At 50.5% G+C, this 17,269-nt stretch carries 12 protein-coding genes; 9 read left to right on the top strand and 3 right to left on the bottom strand.

Annotated features, from left to right (window positions below; genetic code table 11):
* Positions 1-46: 46 nt before the first annotated feature.
* Complete coding sequence (cobA, locus tag ACYVEA_RS20180; protein WP_461115235.1) at positions 47-799, top strand: uroporphyrinogen-III C-methyltransferase; 753 nt, start codon at positions 47-49, stop codon at positions 797-799.
* A 51-nt stretch (positions 800-850) separates the two neighbouring features.
* Here cobA and ACYVEA_RS20175 read toward each other — a convergent pair whose 3' ends face one another.
* Complete coding sequence (locus ACYVEA_RS20175) at positions 851-2,824, bottom strand: KUP/HAK/KT family potassium transporter (RefSeq protein ID WP_461115234.1); 1,974 nt, start codon at positions 2,822-2,824, stop codon at positions 851-853.
* A gap of 84 nt (positions 2,825-2,908) precedes the next feature.
* Positions 2,909-4,285: a histidine--tRNA ligase gene (gene hisS / locus ACYVEA_RS20170; protein WP_461115233.1), complete on the bottom strand. Its 1,377-nt coding sequence runs from the start codon at positions 4,283-4,285 to the stop codon at positions 2,909-2,911.
* Positions 4,286-4,521: 236 nt separating this feature from the next.
* Here hisS and ACYVEA_RS20165 point away from each other — a divergent pair, with 236 nt between their 5' ends.
* Positions 4,522-5,502, top strand: coding sequence for a c-type cytochrome (locus ACYVEA_RS20165; protein ID WP_461115232.1), 981 nt, complete (start codon positions 4,522-4,524; stop codon positions 5,500-5,502).
* A 123-nt stretch (positions 5,503-5,625) separates the two neighbouring features.
* On the opposite strand, the gene ACYVEA_RS20160 is transcribed toward ACYVEA_RS20165, so the two are convergent.
* Entirely contained in the window at positions 5,626-7,506 is a 1,881-nt protein-coding gene (locus ACYVEA_RS20160; RefSeq protein WP_461115231.1) for a M61 family metallopeptidase, read from the bottom strand.
* Between the two features lie 108 nt (positions 7,507-7,614).
* On the opposite strand from ACYVEA_RS20160, the gene ACYVEA_RS20155 reads away from it, so the two are divergent.
* The 7 genes from ACYVEA_RS20155 (at position 7,615) to ACYVEA_RS20125 (ending at position 17,148) form a co-directional block, all read left to right on the top strand.
* A complete protein-coding gene (locus tag ACYVEA_RS20155) occupies positions 7,615-10,686 on the top strand; it encodes a tetratricopeptide repeat protein (RefSeq protein WP_461115230.1) in 3,072 nt (1,023 codons plus the stop codon).
* 93 nt (positions 10,687-10,779) lie between these two features.
* Complete coding sequence (locus ACYVEA_RS20150; protein WP_461115229.1) at positions 10,780-12,471, top strand: TonB-dependent receptor; 1,692 nt, start codon at positions 10,780-10,782, stop codon at positions 12,469-12,471.
* 21 nt (positions 12,472-12,492) lie between these two features.
* Positions 12,493-13,623 (top strand): HU domain-containing protein, encoded by a 1,131-nt coding sequence (locus ACYVEA_RS20145; RefSeq protein WP_461115228.1) that lies wholly within the window; start codon positions 12,493-12,495, stop codon positions 13,621-13,623.
* Between the two features lie 93 nt (positions 13,624-13,716).
* A complete protein-coding gene (gene map, locus ACYVEA_RS20140; protein WP_461115227.1) occupies positions 13,717-14,478 on the top strand; it encodes a type I methionyl aminopeptidase in 762 nt (253 codons plus the stop codon).
* A 675-nt stretch (positions 14,479-15,153) separates the two neighbouring features.
* Positions 15,154-15,771: a hypothetical protein gene (locus ACYVEA_RS20135; protein ID WP_461115226.1), complete on the top strand. Its 618-nt coding sequence runs from the start codon at positions 15,154-15,156 to the stop codon at positions 15,769-15,771.
* A gap of 127 nt (positions 15,772-15,898) precedes the next feature.
* Positions 15,899-16,351: a hypothetical protein gene (locus tag ACYVEA_RS20130; protein ID WP_461115225.1), complete on the top strand. Its 453-nt coding sequence runs from the start codon at positions 15,899-15,901 to the stop codon at positions 16,349-16,351.
* A 257-nt stretch (positions 16,352-16,608) separates the two neighbouring features.
* The gene (locus tag ACYVEA_RS20125) at positions 16,609-17,148 is read left to right on the top strand and encodes a hypothetical protein (RefSeq protein WP_461115224.1); all 540 of its coding nucleotides are present in this window, start codon (positions 16,609-16,611) and stop codon (positions 17,146-17,148) included.
* Positions 17,149-17,269 lie beyond the last annotated feature (121 nt).

Here is a 17,269-nt window from a genome sequence, read left to right as displayed (position 1 = left end):
CCAGGAAATCACATCCTATACCATACATCCTATACCATACATCTTCATGAAACTCACGCTTGTAGGAGCCGGTCCGGGCGATCCGGACCTGATAACGGTAAAGGGAATTCAGGCGTTACAACAGGCCGATGTGGTTATGTACGACGCCCTGGTTCATCCTGATTTACTCGACCATTGCCGCCCCGATGCCCTCAAGGTGTACGTAGGCAAGCGTCGGGGTGCCTATTCGTGTATGCAGGAAGACATCAATCCGCTGATCGTGCATTATGCGCAGCAGTACGGGCACGTCGTACGACTCAAAGGTGGCGATTCGTTCGTGTTCGGACGGGGGTACGAAGAAATTGAGTTTGCCCGTCAGCACGGCATCGAAACCCAGGTTATTCCGGGTATTTCAAGCAGTTACGCGGTACCGGCTTCCGTGGGTATTCCGCTCACAACCCGTGGTATTTCGGAAAGTTTCTGGGTCGTCACGGGTACGACAAAAGCCGGACAGCTCTCTACCGACCTTCGGCTGGCGGCCCAGTCATCAGCCACGGTTGTGGTCTTGATGGGCATGCACAAACTCGCCGAAATAACCGCCGTTTTTGCGGACTGTGGTAAAGGTGAAACCCCGGTGGCTATTATCCAGAACGGTACCCTGGCCGATCAGCAAATGATCGTCGGGCGCGTATCGACTATAGAAGGACAAGTAGCCTCCAGCACCATTGGCAATCCGGCCATCATCGTCATTGGAGACGTAGCCAGCCTGGCACAACCCGATAGCTTGGCCGCTGTTCATCTGGCTGCCAGGTCAATCTAACGTAGTAGCCAGGCTGACATGGTCACAATCGCCTACCCGGTCGTCGATTTGTCACACATTTCCGGCGTGACTATGGCTTGGCTGCTTGGGAAGAATGCGCTCTAAAGGCAGCATTTTAGGTGTGGCCAGCACCAGCGGCACTTCCTCGACAACGATATTGCTGGTATCCAGCCCGTAGGTAGCTTGGGGTGTCAGGGAAATGTATTTGAGGGCCAGGTAGCCATTCATGATAAGTTTCTGACCAATTGACAGGTCGTTGTCGTACGACAAAAATCGCTTGAAGAGCACGAACCGGAAATCGCCCGGAACGCGGTGGACGTTAAGTGATTGGTAACGACTTTCAACCGTGACTTCCTTATTCTTTTCCAGTTCGGACACGACCATGCGGAATAACAGGTTGATCCGTGGCTCGACGCGAAAACCTAAGAAGAACGTAACGAAATAGACGTCCTCCTGCGCCAGCGTATCCACTTTATACCGCATCCCATACGGATCATCTTCGACAACGACGTGGATAAACCAGTAAATATCAGCCCGTTTGGGCGCCCGGTTCAGGATGGAATAAAGAATTTCCGATTCAATCTCTTTCGCATCCTCAGCGGTGGTCATGTAGACCAGATGCGTAGCGAATTTGGGGATTGACGTGTCATTGCTCAGGGCTTTCAGTACGTTTAGATTGCCCGGCAGCGAATCATACTGGATAAACGTCTTCAGGATTGACTCGCCCTGGTGCCAGAATAACATCAGGGCCATCAACAGCAGCCCGAGCGTCACCGAAATCCAGCCGCCTTCTTCAAACTTAACCAGGTTAGCGGCTAAAAACGTGATATCGACAGTCAGGAAAAGGGCGGTTATCAATACTGTGATGATTGAATTAACCTTCTTATGGCGTAAATAGGCATTGATCAGAATCGTGGACATGAGCATGGTCAACGTAACAGCCAGCCCGTAGGCCGCTTCCATGTTTTTAGACTCGCGGAAGTGCAGGACGATCAGAATACACCCTACCATCAGCCCCCAGTTCACAAACGGTACATATAGCTGACCCCGTTCATCGGACGGATAGGCGACGCGTTGCCGGGGCCAGAAGGTTAGCCGCATGGCTTCCCCGACGAGCGTAAACGCCCCACTGATCAGGGCCTGTGAGGCAATAATGGTCGCCATGGTCGCCAGAATAATACTGAACACGACGATCGGCCCCGGTACGATGCTGTAAAATGGGCTGGTTTCGCTTAATCGTGTGCCCAGGTGCTGCATAAGCCAGGCCGTTTGGCCGGCATAGGAAAGCAGTAACGTAAGTTTTACGTAGGCCCAGCTCACCCGAATGTTACCCCGGCCACAATGCCCCATATCGGAGTAAAGGGCCTCCGCTCCGGTCGTGCAGAGAAAAATACCGCCCAATAGCCAAAAGCCGCCGGGATATTGCATCAGTAACCGGGCCCCGTACAGGGGATTGATCGCTTTCAGGACCGACGGTTGCCCCCATAACGCATAGAAGCCGATAGCGCCGATGAACGTAAACCAGACCAGCATAACCGGCCCAAATAAGCGGCCCAACTGCTGCGTACCGAATTGCTGGCTCACGAACAGGGCGATCAGAATCCCGATGACAATCGGTACAGTGTTGAGTTTCGGATCGAAAATCAATAACCCTTCGATGGCCGACGCCACTGAAATAGGTGGGGTGATCAGGCCGTCGGCCAGCAGGAAGGCGCCCCCGATAATGGCCGGGTACATAAGCCAGCGGCCCGAAAACTTACGCACCAGTGCATAGAGCGAAAAAATCCCTCCCTCGCCATTGTTGTCGGCGCGCAGGGTAATGATCACGTATTTGATCGTCGTCTGGAGGGTTAGCGTCCAGATCACACACGACAGCGTACCCAGCACCAGCGTTTCGGATAACTCCTTACCGCGCATGACAGCAGCCAGGGTGTATAAAGGCGACGTGCCAATATCTCCAAAAACGATACCGATGGCGACCAGCAGTCCCTGTGGCGAAACTTTGTTAATTGAATTAGACGACATACAGGGGCTAAAGGCCCAGCTATTTACATGAACGAGTACCGTAAATAAACCGTATTCTGACCGCTATGAGGTATTAAAACTACATTAAAATGAGCCAGGTGCCAGTAATTGAATCAATTCACTGGCGGTTGTCTTCCCTTGTTGGCCTGTCACCATATCTTTACTGGTTAACAAACCCGTCTGCACTTCTTCTGATCCGATAAGCACTACGTATGGAATGGCCTTTGCATTCGCGTAATCGAGCATTTTCTTCACTTTCGCTATGTCGGGATAGACCTCGGCCGTAACGCCCGATGCCCGTAGCTGACTCAACAACGGCAACGCTACCGCACGGGCTTCTGGATCGAAGGGAACAATCAGCAGGCGTGTACCCTGCCCGGCACCGGCGGGAAACAGGTTGAGTTCCTCCATGACATCATAAATCCGATCCACCCCGAACGAAATGCCCACACCGGACAGGCCCGGCATACCAAATGCTCCCGTCAGGTTATCGTATCGCCCGCCCCCACTCACGCTACCCATGGACACCCCGTTGGCTTTTACTTCAAAAATGGCACCGGTATAATAGGAAAGTCCGCGCGCCAGGGTAGGATCCAGCTCAATACGAGAATCCGTCAGACCGTACTGATCGACAAATTGCAGTGTCTCTTCCAGTTCAGTAAGGCCCTGTTGGGCGGTTTCGGACGTAGTGAGCCACGTTTTTAGTTGCTTTACTACCTGCAACGGATCAAGTTCACCAAAGCTGAAGAGCGGATTGAGCTGGCTGATAGCTTCCTCCCCAAAACCCCGCTCACGCAGTTCATCCAGCACCTTTTCCTTCCCGATTTTGTCGAGTTTGTCAATCGCTACGCTCAACAATCCCTCCTGGCCCGGTACGCCAATGACCTCGGCAATACCCGCCAGAATTTTGCGGTTGTTAATTTTCAGCGTAAAATCCAGAACACCCAGATTCCGGAATACCTCATGGATCATCAGCACAATTTCGGCCTCACATAGCAGTGAATCCGTTCCCACTACGTCGGCGTCGCACTGATAAAACTCCCGATACCGGCCTTTCTGGGGCCGGTCGGCACGCCAGACGGGCTGCATCTGGTACCGCTTGAACGGCATGGTCAGCGCATTCCGGTTCATCACTACGTAACGGGCAAACGGTACCGTCAGATCGTAACGCAGTCCTTTTTCGGCAATTTTAGGCGTAATTTTTTTTGAACCGGCCTGTAAATCTGCCGCCGTCAGATCCCCGGCAAAGTCACCGGAATTCAGGATTTTAAAGAGAAGCTGATCGCCTTCATCCCCGTATTTTCCGGTCAACGTAGTGAGATTCTCCATGGCCGGTGTTTCCAGGGGTTGAAAGCCAAATCGTTGGAAGGTCTGCCGAATGGTATCGAAAATAAAGAGCCGTTTGCGCATTTGCTCCGGACCGAAGTCACGGGTGCCTTTGGGTACTGTGGGTTTTTGCATGCCGCAAAATTACGGACAGGGGCGAAATAAAGTAAGAATGATTTTGGCGAATCGAGCGGCCCATAAATCGAAGGAGCCGCGCTCGTTCAGGTTCGCCAATTGAAGCACCTGTTGCCTCATTTCAACAGGTGCTTTTTCCGTTTCGGAGACATTCTGATTGAAAACAGGGCGCTCCGGCTACAATTTTACCCAAATCAGTACCCAACAAATCTCCTCTTTTTAATTCGTTAGTGACCATGAAAAAAATAAGTAAAATCATCGGCGTTGTGCTGGGAAGCGTCCTTGCACTGCTGGCCGGCTTCTGCATCTACGTAGCGATTTCGGGCGTACCAACCTACGATCCACCGGCGATTCCCGACCTGAAGGTGGACGTCACCGCCAGCCGAATTGCCCGGGGGGAAGCGATCGCTCAGATTCAGTGCATGAGTTGCCACGCCGATAAAGATAATCGGGTGACGGGCAAGTACCTGGCCGAAGTACCGGCCCTGTTTGGCAAGCTTTATTCCAAAAACATTACCCAGGACAAAGAGAAGGGTATCGGCAACTGGACCGATGGAGAACTTATTTATTTTCTCCGCACGGGCGTTCGGCGCGATGGGTCGTATGCGCCGGTTATGCCCCAATACCCGAACATGGCGGATGAAGATCTCCGGTCGGTGGTAGCCTGGCTGCGCTCGGATCGGTTCCCGGTGCAGGCATCGAAGCAGGAGCCTCAGGCATCCGAGCTAAGCCTGATTTCGAAGGTGCTGACGCATACGCTGATGAAACCACTGCCTTACCCACAAACGATTGTGGCGTCGCCTGATAGCAACGATATGGTGGCCCTGGGCAAGTACACAGCGGATGCGATCGGTGATTGTTACGCCTGCCATTCGGGCGATTTGATTGACCAAGACAAAGTCCATCCGAGTAAAACCAAAGGCTATTATGGCGGGGGCATTGAGATGGTCGGCGAAGGAGGCAAAAAAGTAATCACCGCCAACCTGACGTTCGACCAGGAGACGGGCATTGCCAAAACCTACACGAAAGAGCAGTTTATCCGGGCCGTAAAAACGGGGGTTCGGCCCGATGGCAGTATTTTAAAATACCCGATGGAACCTAAGCTGTCGTTGTCGGACCGCGAAGTGGGCGCTATCTACGAATACCTGAAAACCGTACCCAAAATCAGGAATAACGTCGCCCAAAAGAACGCCGAACTGCAATTGGCGCGTAAATAAGCCGGGACATCCCGAAAACCACGGTGGTTTTCGGGATGTGGCCAAATCGCTAAGTAAACCACCGAGCTGACGATTAATTCGCCTGTCTACAAGCCAATGATTACGCGACCAACGTAGCAGCGGCTATTTGATGTACAGCCATTTGTTATAGAGCGCTTTCTGGGCGGGCGATACGTTCGGCAGCGGTTCCAGCCGGTAGCTGGCCAATGGGTTTTGTGTCAGCGTGATGGGGATTTCCCGCAGAAAACCACCCCGGTTAACGAGCACGTTAATGGTTTCCCCAGCCCGGTGACCGCTGATGAGCCGGAGCAGATCGTCGCCGACCCGCACGCTATCGACCGAGATGATTTCATCGCCTACGTTCAGGCCACCGATATAGGCACCCGACCCACGCCGGACACTCGCGATGGTCGCTTTCCCGTTTGACACCGTCGTAGACGCCCCCAGGAAACCGTCCTGGTTCCGGGCCGCCGGGCCGCTAGCCGCTACGTTGACGAGTCGCAGGCCTACCGGTTCGAAATACGTGTTGTAGTTGATTGGCTCCGCCGAATTGACACCGATGGTAAAAAAATCGTCAAGTGATCGACCGGCGATTTGCTCAGCCGCCCGCCGGAACTCCTCATCGGTGAAGCCACGTTTCTGTTTTTTGTAGTATTCGGCATACAGGAACCGCATCAGGTCGTCCATACTACGTTCGCCGTTGCTTCCCGCCAGTATCGCCAGATTCAGCAATGTTCCCAGCACACTGCCTTTGCTGTAATAGGAAATGGTGGTGTTGGCCGAATTTTCGTTGGGCCGGTATTCTTTTATCCACGCATCCCAACTCGATTCAGCCGCTGACTGAACGCGGTTGCCGGGTTGGTTTTCGATGTTGGTAATATCGATCCCGACAATATTCAGGTAGGTCTCCGGGGTGTGAAAGCCGGCCCGACGCAGAATGTAGTCTTCGTAAAACGAGGTGCCGCCTTCCGACAACCAGAGCATATGGGTGTAATTTTCGGCCTCGTAATTGAACGGTCCCAGCGCGACGGGTCGAATCCGTTTTACATTCCAGAGGTGAAAATACTCGTGGGCAACCAGCGTCAGAAATCCTTTGTAGTTCGCTTCGGTGGCGTACGCATTACGGGATGTTTCCAGCGTCGTGGAGTTCAGGTGTTCCAGCCCGCCCCCACCCGACGGAATATGATGCACAATGAAGGTATAGTGGTTGCACGGGTGTTCGCCGATAACCGTCGCAGCGGCTTCACAAACGCGCTTATAATCCGCGGCTAGTCGCTTTTCATCGTAATCTACATCCCCAAACATGGCCACCGAGTGCGGTACGTTTGAAGCCGTAAAGGTAAATGTATGATGATTGCCAATCTCAATGGGCGAATCCACCAGTAGGTCAAAATCGGGCGCTTCATAGGTAAACGTCTGTCCGACAACGGGTTCCAGCGCTGTAGCTACGCTTTTCCAGGTTTTATACGGCTGCACAACCACGCGCAGGGGTATATTTTTCAGCGCATCATGGTACATAAACATACTCGCGGGCGTTACGTACCCGTGGTCGGCATCGACAAAACTCGTCCGAACGGTGAGTTCATTGGCATACACCCGGTAGCGAATCGTCAGGTTGTCTTCCGTTGCAGCAGGGTATGTTATGCGCCAGGTGTTTTTGCTGACCTTTTCGCTGGTCAGCGGTTTCCCGCCCGCCGTGGCCGCAAATCCCTGGACGTTCCGGGCATACTCCCGAATCAGGTACGAACCCGGTGTCCAGACGGGCATTTTGATATCCAGGTATCCATTTTTTTTCGCATTCGTGGCTGATGCCGTATTCTTTACCTGCATCTCAACCTCAAAGTAGTGCGTCTGGGGTTCGGGCATCGACAGGACGTACGTAATGACGGGCGACGCGGCTGCCGGTGTTTCATCATCGGCCAAACGGGAACGGGCAATTGAAAAAAATGGGATAAAAAATGTCCAGACAGTAAGTAAATACAGGAGCCGGGCGTTTTTTTTCATACGGAAACAGGAATACCTTCGTTTTTTGTCCAGATTTGACATGTAATTCGCCAATTCGTCGGCGAAACTACGACGCATTCCAAGCATTCACAACCGTTGATTTCGTTTATGCCCTATTCAACCACCCAATTGGGTCAACGCCAGCCAGTCTATTTCTTAGGTAGTCGGCTTTTTCTCTCCCTGACCCTTGGGCTACTTACAACGCTGTCGGTTTTTGCCCAGCGCACCCAGAGTTACGCCGAGCCCGATTACCATTTTCGGAATGGGCTCGAACTGTTCGAGAAAGCTAATTATGCCGCTGCTCGCTATGAATTTCGTCAGTATCTGGAACCAAGGCGGGGCGATGGCTCGCAGACACTGCTCAATACGGGCGATCAGAACGCGGTAGAAGCCGAGTACTACGTGGCCCTCACCAGTTTGTATGTCGATGAGCCCGGCGCGGAGTTGCTTGTCGATCGCTTCGTCAAGAACCACAGCCAGCACCCAAAAGCGAGCCAGTTGTACGGCGATTTAGGTACGTACTATTATAATCGGCAGGATTATACCAAGGCCATCGATTTCCTGGAAAAAGCGGTAGCTCAGGGAGGCAGCAGTGCCCAGCAGACAACGTTTAAATACCAGCTGGCGCTTTCCTACTACAATACCCAGGATTTAAAAAAGGCGCTGCCGCTGCTGAACGACGTAAAAGTTGATCCCAACTCGACCGATGCGCCGGCAGCGTCCTACTACGCGGGCGTCATCAACTTCCGCAACCGGAACTTCAACGAAGCCGTCGCGGATTTCCGGCGTATTGAAAACAATCCAACGTATCAGAATCAGGTTCCGAACTGGATCGCGCAGGCACTGTACCGCCAGCGTCGCTTTGATGAGTTGCTGGCGTATACCGAACCCTTGCTAAAGCGGAACCAGGGGTCGGCCATGAGCGAAGTGGCTTTATATACCGCCGAAGTGTATTACCAGCAGAATCAATTCGCCAAAGCGATTCCGTATTATAAGCAGTACCTCACGGCAGCCGGGGCCAAAACACCGGGCGCTGTTAAATTTCGCTACGGTCAGTCGCTGTTCCGGACGGGAGCTTATAATGACGCCATTACCCAATTGAAGACCTTGGCGGGCGGCAAAGACACCACGGCGCAATATGCCGCTTATACGCTGGGGGTTAGCTACTTACAGACGCAGAATCCAAGTTACGCTTTAAATGCATTCGATCAGGCGGGGCGGTTGTCGTTCAACCCCGAGATCCAGGAAGAAGCCCGGTTTAACCATGCGAAACTGCAGGTAGATCAGAACAACGGAGCCGATGCCGTAAAGGAATTGACCAGCTTCCTGAAACAGTACCCGAACAGCAAATTTGAGAATGAAGCCAATGAGTTAGTCGGCGAGGCCTATTTTGCCTCCAACAACTACCCGGCAGCCATTGCTTACATTGAAGGCTTGAAGAAGAGGACGCCTAAAATAAACGCTACGTATCAACGACTGACCTACAACCAGGGCGTGAGCGATTTCAATGCCGAACGTTACCCGCAGGCTGTCGCCAACCTCGACAAGTCCTTGAAATTTCCCGTTGACGCCGATCTGCAGCAGGCCGCCCAGTTCTGGAAAGCCGAAGCCTATTCGGCGGGCAAACAATATGATACAGCCATTCCACTCTACGCCAGTATCTCAAAATCCAGTTCCGGCACTTACGCAACCAAGAGCTTGTATGCGCTCGGGTATGCGTACTTCAATAAAAAAGACTACACCCATGCGCTGCCGTACTTTCGCGATTACGTCAGCAAGGGAGCGACGGCCGAAGACCGGGCCCAGGTGCAGGATGCGACGATTCGCCTAGCGGATTCATATTTCGCCACCAAGCAGTACGAAAACGCTATGCGCTCCTACGATCTGGCGATTGCGCAGAACGCCCCCGACAAGGATTATGCCGCCTACCAGAAAGCGGTTATTCTGAGCTACGTAGGGCGCGATGCTGAAGCAAAGGCGCAGTTCGATCAGGTGCAGAAGCAATACCCGACGTCCCGTTTTGTGGAAGAAGCCCTCTTCCAGACAGCCAACGTGGATTTTGAAAAGGGTTCGTATCAAGCCGCTATTCAGGGATTCACCAAACTTATCCAGGATAAACCCAACAGCCCGATCATTCCGGCCGCGCTGCTCAAACGGGCTATTGCTTACGGCAACATCCAGCAATATGACCCCGCCGTAGCCGACTACAAACGCATTCTGGATAATTACGGCAATTCTGAACAGGCCCAAAGTGCCTTATTAGGCATTCAGAATACGCTGAACGATGCGGGTCGTCCGGAAGAGTTTTCGAAGGTGCTCGGCCAATACAAGAAAAGCAACCCGGCCAGTACCGATGTGGAGCGGGTGCAGTTCGAGAACGCCAAGGATATTTATTCGAGTGGAAAATATCCGCAGGCCATCCAATCGTTGCAGGCGTTTATGCAGGAGTATCCGGCCAGCCCGAATACCAATGAAGCCCGTTACTACGTAGCGGAATCGTATCGTCAGACCAGCGACGTAGCCAATGCACTTCGCTATTACAACCTGATTGTTACCGACAATAAATCAGACTACCTGGTACGGGCGGCAACACGGGCGGCTGATCTGGAAGCGAAGCAGAAAAATTACCCCCGTGCCATACGGAACTACCAGATTATCCTGAGCAAGTCGAGCAGCAAAGCCGAGCAGGTAGCGGCTCAGTTGGGGATGATGGATACGTACTTCGTCTATCCCAAACCGGATTCAGCCGCGGTGATTGCCCGCGACCTCGTAGCGGGCGGCAGTGTCGTGCCGGGGGCCCAGAACCGGGCGCAGTTGATGCTGGGTAAAGTTGCGTTCGGAAAAGGCGATTACAAAACCGCCCAGACCGAGTTTGACAAGACAATTGCGCTGGCCAAAGACGTCAATGGAGCCGAAGCGCAGTATTACCTCGGCGATATACTGTTCCGGCAGAAAAAGTATAAAGAGTCGGTTGCTACGTTGCTCAAATTCAACGAACAGTTTGCTGAATTTGAGTACTGGAAAGGTAAAGCCTTCATCTTGGTAGCCGACAACAACGTAGCGCAGGATGAAACGGCCCAGGCCAAAGCCGTCCTGAATTCAATCATCGAAAACACATCCGACGAAACCATCAAAGCCGAAGCCAAACAAAAACTGGCCACGCTGGAAGCTAAAAATTAACATCAGGATGTAGGACGTATGATATAGGATATATGAATGCTAAAAAGCAACTGTACTATCTATATCATACACCATACATCATACATCAAAAGTATGACTTACCTTACCCGTTCCCTAATTACCCTTACCCTCCTTTCATTGTCGGCCACGCTGTTCGCGCAGCAGGAGCCGAAGCCAACCCGGCCCGTTAAAGAAGGCGAAGTCGACAATCAGGAAATTACGGTTGAAAAAAGCCGCAAAATCGTGGTACCGCCCGCGAACCGGCTGTTCAATAAAATACAGTCGCTCAAACCATCGGCCGAGCAGCGCAAACTGACGTACGAGTTTGAAGACCGCAAGCTCACCGTTGGCGACCCAAAAATCACGCCCAACGTGCTGTCGCCCGCAACGACCCAGCCCGACGATTCGCCCGCTTACAGTAATTACGTGAAGCTGGGCGCCGGGAACTACAGTTCGTTTCTGGGCGAAGGGTTTGTAGGTGTAAATACCATGCCCAATCTGGCGCTGGAGGGTTCCCTTCGGCATCTGTCGTCGGGCATTGGCCCGGTGGATGGCAAGAATTCGGGGCAGAGTGATACGCGGGTTCGGGTGACGGGCAAATACCTGGCCGATGCCTTTAAACTCCAGGCTGACCTGGGCTACGACCGGAACGCGTATAATTTTTACGGCTACAGCCGCGAGTACGCCAGCCTGCCCACCTTCAATCCTGACTTGATCAAGCAACGCTTGAGTACGGTTAATTTTAAAGTGGGGATTGAGAATGCCAATTCGGATAACGCCATTGACTATTCACTCAAAACGGGCATTACGTCCCTGAAAGATCTTTACAATGCTTCGGAAACTGACTGGGGTACCAATTTCAATGCGTCGCTTGGCATTACCGACAATGTTTTTGCGCTCGTGGCGGCCGATGCGTACGTAACGCAACGCACGGACGGTTCCATTGTCGATAACCGAAACCTGTTCCGGGTGAAGCCAACCTTTAAATATACCTCGTCACTCTTCACCATAACGGCGGGGATCAATGCCGTCAATCAAACCGATCAGCGGCAGGGCATCAATGACACCCGAGCGTTCCCCGTCGTGGATATTGACGTAGCACCACTCGCTAATATTCATATTTTTGCGGGGGTTGACGGGGATATCAACCGGAATACGCTCCGGTCGTTACTCGCGGAAAACAAGTGGCTTGGTCCGCAAGTCGTGTTAGCGAATACGGTCAAATCGTTTGATATTTACGCGGGTTCGAAGGGCAATGTAGGCGGTGGGTTCTCCTATGAGGGCAAAGTTTCGTACGCCCGCTACCGGAATTTCTCGGTATTCAACAACAGCATGACAGATACGACGAAGTTCTCGGTGCTGTACGACGGTGGGGTTTCGAACGTACTGACCATCTCCGGACAGTTGGCTTATGCTCAGAAAGACAAATTTCGCTCGACCCTTAAAATCGACTACTTCAATTATGGACTCGACCGGCTGGAAGCCCCCTGGGGGCGGCCCGATTTCACGTCGACCTGGAGTAATTCGTATATCCTGAACAAAAAACTGTTCATCACCGCTGATTTGTACTTTTATCAGGGCATTAAAAACAAAAACTTCAGTTCGAACGTAACGTATACCCTAAAACCCATCTACGACGCAAACGTAAAAATTGACTATTTCCTGGGTAAGCAGGTGTCCGCCTTTGTATCATTAAATAATATCTTCGGGCAGAATTACCAGCGGTATTTGTATTATCAGTCGCAAGGCCTTAACTTTCTCGGAGGAATCAGTTATTCGTTCTAATTTTTCCACCGGCACGTACCTATGGCTTCCGTAAACGATTATTTAAAAAAGCTGCTCTATCAGTACGACTGTGTGGTCGTACCGGAGTTCGGGGCTTTCCTGACTCACTACCAACCTGCAGCCTTTACCGAAACCAGTGGCTTATACCTGCCGCCCCGTAAGCGCGTGGCGTTCAACGAAGCGCTTCGTTTTGACGATGGCATTCTGGCCAACTACATCATGCTTCATGAGCCGGTCACCCGCGAAGGGGCCCAGCGTCATATTCATCTGTTTGTCAATGAGTTACTGCAAGATGTAGAAAGCGTAGGCCGTTTTGAACTTGATGGCATTGGTACGTTCAGCCGGAACGACGAAGGCCGCTTACAATTTGATCCCAGTCTGCGGCATAATTTCTACGGTGAAGCTTACGGCATGAGTGCTTTGTCCGTTCAACTGGTCAACCGCCAACCCCAACTCGAACCAGCCATCGAAGCCGTTCCTGTTACAACCCTTGGCCCTGTGTTGGTTCGTGATGAAGATACGACGTTAACCCCTTTACAACCAGGCCGTTCTTACTGGCGTGTAGCCGCCATCGCGCTGTTGGTTAGCTCATTAGGGGTAGCCAGTTATTTCTCCGTTATTAAACCGGGCCAACCCCTGCAAAGTAGTTTAGACCCGGCCAACCTGTTTCGTTTACCGGCCTCGTTCGCATCGAAGCCAGCAGCCGTAAAAGAAACCCCTACGCTGGTGGCAGTACATAAAGTTACACCCGCGCCCGCGCCAATTGCCGAAACAAAGCCGGTGGCTTCCCCGGCTGTTGAACCCATAGCCGTTGCTCCGACACCCGCACCCATTGAAACGAAGGCTGAAGTTGTTGCCGGCACGTCTGTGGAGGCCGTTAAAATGCTTCCGGCAAGTGTAGTTGCCAAAACGCACGCAGGCGCTTATTATACCGTGATTGCGGGTGTATTCGCCAGTCAAAAGAATGCCATTCCCCTTATCAAGTACTTACACAAAGCGGGCTATAGAGATGCCTTTATCATGGTGCAGGGTCGGAAAGGACTACGGTATAAAGTAGCCGCGGTAGGCTCATCCGACCGGGCTGAAGCACAGGCCAACGTACCGGCTATCAGTAAAATGATCGGCTCAACCGCCTGGATATTTACGAACTAATCGTTTCGACTTCATACAAAAATGACAGCTCTTCGGGGCTGTCTTTTTTGTGAGTTACCCTACCGTTTTATCATTAACCGGAACCACAAAGTTATGTCGTTGAAATCGGAGGAGGACCTGACAGGTATGCAGCAGATTAGCCAGATTGTTGGCTCAGCCCTTAAGCGCATGCAGCAATATGCCCGGCCAGGGATGTCGACGCTGGAGTTGGATCAATATGGGCGACAACTGCTGGAAGAGCACGGTGCCCGTTCGGCTCCCAAGCTCACCTATAACTTTCCGGGTTGGACCTGTATCAGTTTAAACGAGGAAGTCTGTCATGGCATTCCTTCGGCGAGACGGTTCCTGCAGGAAGGGGATTTGGTCAACATTGATGTATCGGCTGAACTGAATGGCTACTGGTCAGACAACGGTGGTTCCTTCGTGTTAGGAAACGATATTCATCAGCGTAGTGGCCTGGTGGAGGCCTCAAAGCGAATCCTGGCCAAAGCTATCAGCCACATCCGAGGGGGCGTACAAATCGCTGAGATTGGGCGTTTAATTGAAACGGAAGCCAAGCGAAGCGGCTATCGAGTCATAAAGAATCTGGCTGGACACGGCATAGGCCGGAGCCTGCACGAAGAACCGCATGAAATTCTTTGCTATTATGACCGGTCTAATAAAACGCGTTTTCGAACGAACTCGGTGGTGGCCATTGAAACGTTTATATCCACCAAAGCCACGTATGCCCAGGAGAAGGGGGATGGCTGGACATTAGTTGCCAGGGACAGTTTTGCCGTGCAGCATGAACAAACGATTGTCGTTACCAATAAGCAACCAATTATCCTGACAGCTGCGAATCAATTATGGAAGTAAAGTCTTGATTCCCTCATGACCACTTGACACGCAGGATAGTAAATACCGGTTAACCAGTAGGCGGTTGGTAGGGTTGATAATCCTCAAACTCCCACAAGGCGATCCGACCCATCCTGGCCGCTATCTTCTCCCCTATAATAACAAGACGGGAGTTGGCGACTTTTATCCCATTCAAGGTCAAACCATGACCTTAATGCTGAGACGGCCGTAACCGACGATTCGGTACGCGTGGAGATCAACGCTACTGCCAATGGAGATTATTCACTGGGTAGCCATCGGCTATACGATAAGGTGTTAGTCGACCAGGAGATAGACGCCATATTGCTAATAAGAAACAAATAAACTGTATAACTTACGTGATAAGGTTACCTACTAATTCTAGTCAACCATCGGAAGGGGAACTGGTGAGAAGGCGCTGCGGCAAAGCAGCGATAAATGATTATCATTTTATAACGCCAGTCAGTAAAGTTGAAGCTACTGTGCAGTTCATTAAGAAGTAATCAGGGAGCTAGTTTCCTTACCCTGGGTCGACTTTTCTAAAACTCTGTTGTCAGTTTAGTTGCGTCATAGTGGCCCGGTTTTGTCGTATAGATTTACATAGCTGAAAAGCGTTTGGTCGCAACGGGTTAGGTAGGTTCAAATTATAGTTTATTGACTTCATAACCGAACACGCTTATGAAACCAGTTCTATTGTTTCTGTTTTTTATGACGAACTCCTTGGTTGTATTTGCTCAAGCGATCGAGGCAGAGGCTAATCCGGGTAAACTTGTATTGACTGTAGGCTACCTGCATTCACTTACTCGCGTAGTTGAATCACCGGGAAACCTCGTAGGCATATCTGACTATTATGGCAAACCTGGGTTTTATACCGGATTGTATTACGAAAAGATATTTTCAGCATCTTTTGCAACCCGAAGCGAATTAACGTATCAAGTCAAAGGCGTTATGTTTGACGCTATAACTAACGGAATTTGGTATAAAAGAACCTCTAATTTCAATTATTTAAGTCTTCGCCAGTTGTTTAGTATTCTTCGATTGAATCATGTTGGTGTTTTCGCTGGTCCAGAAATTAATCTGTTAACGACTAAACGAGAATCAACTCTCTCCTTTACAAGTGTAGAATGGGGTGTATCCGGTTGCGTGCGTTACGAGCTTGGCCGATTGGCGATCAATGTTGACTATTTCAGAGCCTTAAACCGATTCCTACGCTCAGGGGACAATTTGCAATATTTTGACTTGTATAACGATAACCTCCGGTTTGGCGTGGGGTATAATTTAAATAAACAAAAGTAGGAGTAATAAATTGAGGGATTAGTAGTGGCTCCAACCGACTTTTGCAACAGTCACGCCATTTATACAACAGGAAGATACAACCTTTGCCAGTAGATATGGGTCTATTAACTGCAAATTCAGAAACTGTATGAAACCAATTATCTCCCTAGTTATAGCCTTAGTTCTCTGCTCAGTATTACAAGCCTGTGAAAAGCCGGACTGCGGGTGCGCTCCTCCGTTAAGTTCAGCGTTGATGGGCCAATGGGAATGGATAAAAACGGTGTCTCCAAGTCGTACGATTACTCCGCAAACAATGAAGTATAATCGTGTTTTCCAACATGAAAATGATGGAAGCCGTGACTACATTGCCTTCTATCAAAATGATTCTCTGTATTTGGAATTGACTAATTCACGCACATTTTATCAAGAAGATAAGAAGCTGTTTACGGTTGTGGAGCAATACGGATCCCAGTATTTAAAATATTATCTGACAAGAGGTTCAGATAACGTAACTAGAGAAATGCAAACGAGTGAGCTAATGAAGACGTACAGTGAAAAGGCAGACACGATCCGGCATTACTACAAATTTATTGGCCGTTAATTTGGGGTATTTTTAGAAAAATCTCCTTAAATCAACCTTCTCTTTGGCTAATTTCACATAACATATTCACAGTGGCTGTTGCAAAAGTCGATATGGCTTCAGGCTGGCTCGTCGATTAAGCAATTTTCGGCTATTAATTGGGTCGTAATTAACTTACAACTCATGCTTGTATAATCCGGTCTAGACTTTTGCAACAGCCACGGAGATTATACAACAGAAAAGAAGGTCACTCGTTATGCAAGCAAATCGCTCAGGGTATGAAAACGTCTTCATGTCAACTCGCAATTTTATTGGCTCTTCTACTAGCTCTTCAAGCTTGCCGAATTCGAATTACGCCTTTACCCCCACCTGTTGACCCACCCAAAACTGAACAAGTTTGTAAAGCGCCACCCATCCTCACCAATATTAAGGGCGCTTGGAAATGTGGGTTACTGTTAAGTGGGAACGGGGATCCTTTACCCGAATCCGCTCCATTTACAACAGCCACTTTTAATCGATTTGGCACGGTTACTTTCGGAGCAGATAAGATGGTTATTGACCCTGATTCAATATTTGGCAATCGTTTAGACAATGGATCACCTGTGGTATACAAGACCTATAGCCTTGAAACAGATACGGTTAAAACGGGCTCCTACTACAAGTATGGGGAAATGTTTTGGGTACGTAAATATTATAAAACCAGAACGAATGATCTCCAAAACGTGACTAGCTACTACCTGAAAGTCATTAGCAATGAGTGCAATCGCATCCACATGAAAGGCCCTGCTGGTTCGATTGAAGTTGTCTTGGTTAGGTAGAAGTATAGCAACTTTACGTAATGCCAGTGGCTATTGCAAAAGTCTGGAAGGGATTCAAAGAGCCTGTTTAGGCAGCCATTCTATGGCTATTAAATGGCTAAACGTTACTGATCCACCAAGC

The organism is Spirosoma jeollabukense (assembly GCF_054777855.1).
The sequence above is the reverse complement of the archived record's forward strand: the minus strand, read 5'-3'. Positions and strand labels throughout refer to the sequence as shown.

Excerpts from the sequence above, each read along its gene's own strand:
- cobA (WP_461115235.1), top strand. The coding sequence starts at position 47 with ATGAAACTCACGCTTGTAGGAGCCGGTCCGGGCGATCCGGACCTGATA.
- ACYVEA_RS20175 (WP_461115234.1), bottom strand. The coding sequence starts at position 2,824 with ATGTCGTCTAATTCAATTAACAAAGTTTCGCCACAGGGACTGCTGGTC.
- hisS (WP_461115233.1), bottom strand. The coding sequence starts at position 4,285 with ATGCAAAAACCCACAGTACCCAAAGGCACCCGTGACTTCGGTCCGGAG.
- ACYVEA_RS20165 (WP_461115232.1), top strand. The coding sequence starts at position 4,522 with ATGAAAAAAATAAGTAAAATCATCGGCGTTGTGCTGGGAAGCGTCCTT.
- ACYVEA_RS20160 (WP_461115231.1), bottom strand. The coding sequence starts at position 7,506 with ATGAAAAAAAACGCCCGGCTCCTGTATTTACTTACTGTCTGGACATTT.
- ACYVEA_RS20155 (WP_461115230.1), top strand. The coding sequence starts at position 7,615 with ATGCCCTATTCAACCACCCAATTGGGTCAACGCCAGCCAGTCTATTTC.
- ACYVEA_RS20150 (WP_461115229.1), top strand. The coding sequence starts at position 10,780 with ATGACTTACCTTACCCGTTCCCTAATTACCCTTACCCTCCTTTCATTG.
- ACYVEA_RS20145 (WP_461115228.1), top strand. The coding sequence starts at position 12,493 with ATGGCTTCCGTAAACGATTATTTAAAAAAGCTGCTCTATCAGTACGAC.
- map (WP_461115227.1), top strand. The coding sequence starts at position 13,717 with ATGTCGTTGAAATCGGAGGAGGACCTGACAGGTATGCAGCAGATTAGC.
- ACYVEA_RS20135 (WP_461115226.1), top strand. The coding sequence starts at position 15,154 with ATGAAACCAGTTCTATTGTTTCTGTTTTTTATGACGAACTCCTTGGTT.
- ACYVEA_RS20130 (WP_461115225.1), top strand. The coding sequence starts at position 15,899 with ATGAAACCAATTATCTCCCTAGTTATAGCCTTAGTTCTCTGCTCAGTA.
- ACYVEA_RS20125 (WP_461115224.1), top strand. The coding sequence starts at position 16,609 with ATGAAAACGTCTTCATGTCAACTCGCAATTTTATTGGCTCTTCTACTA.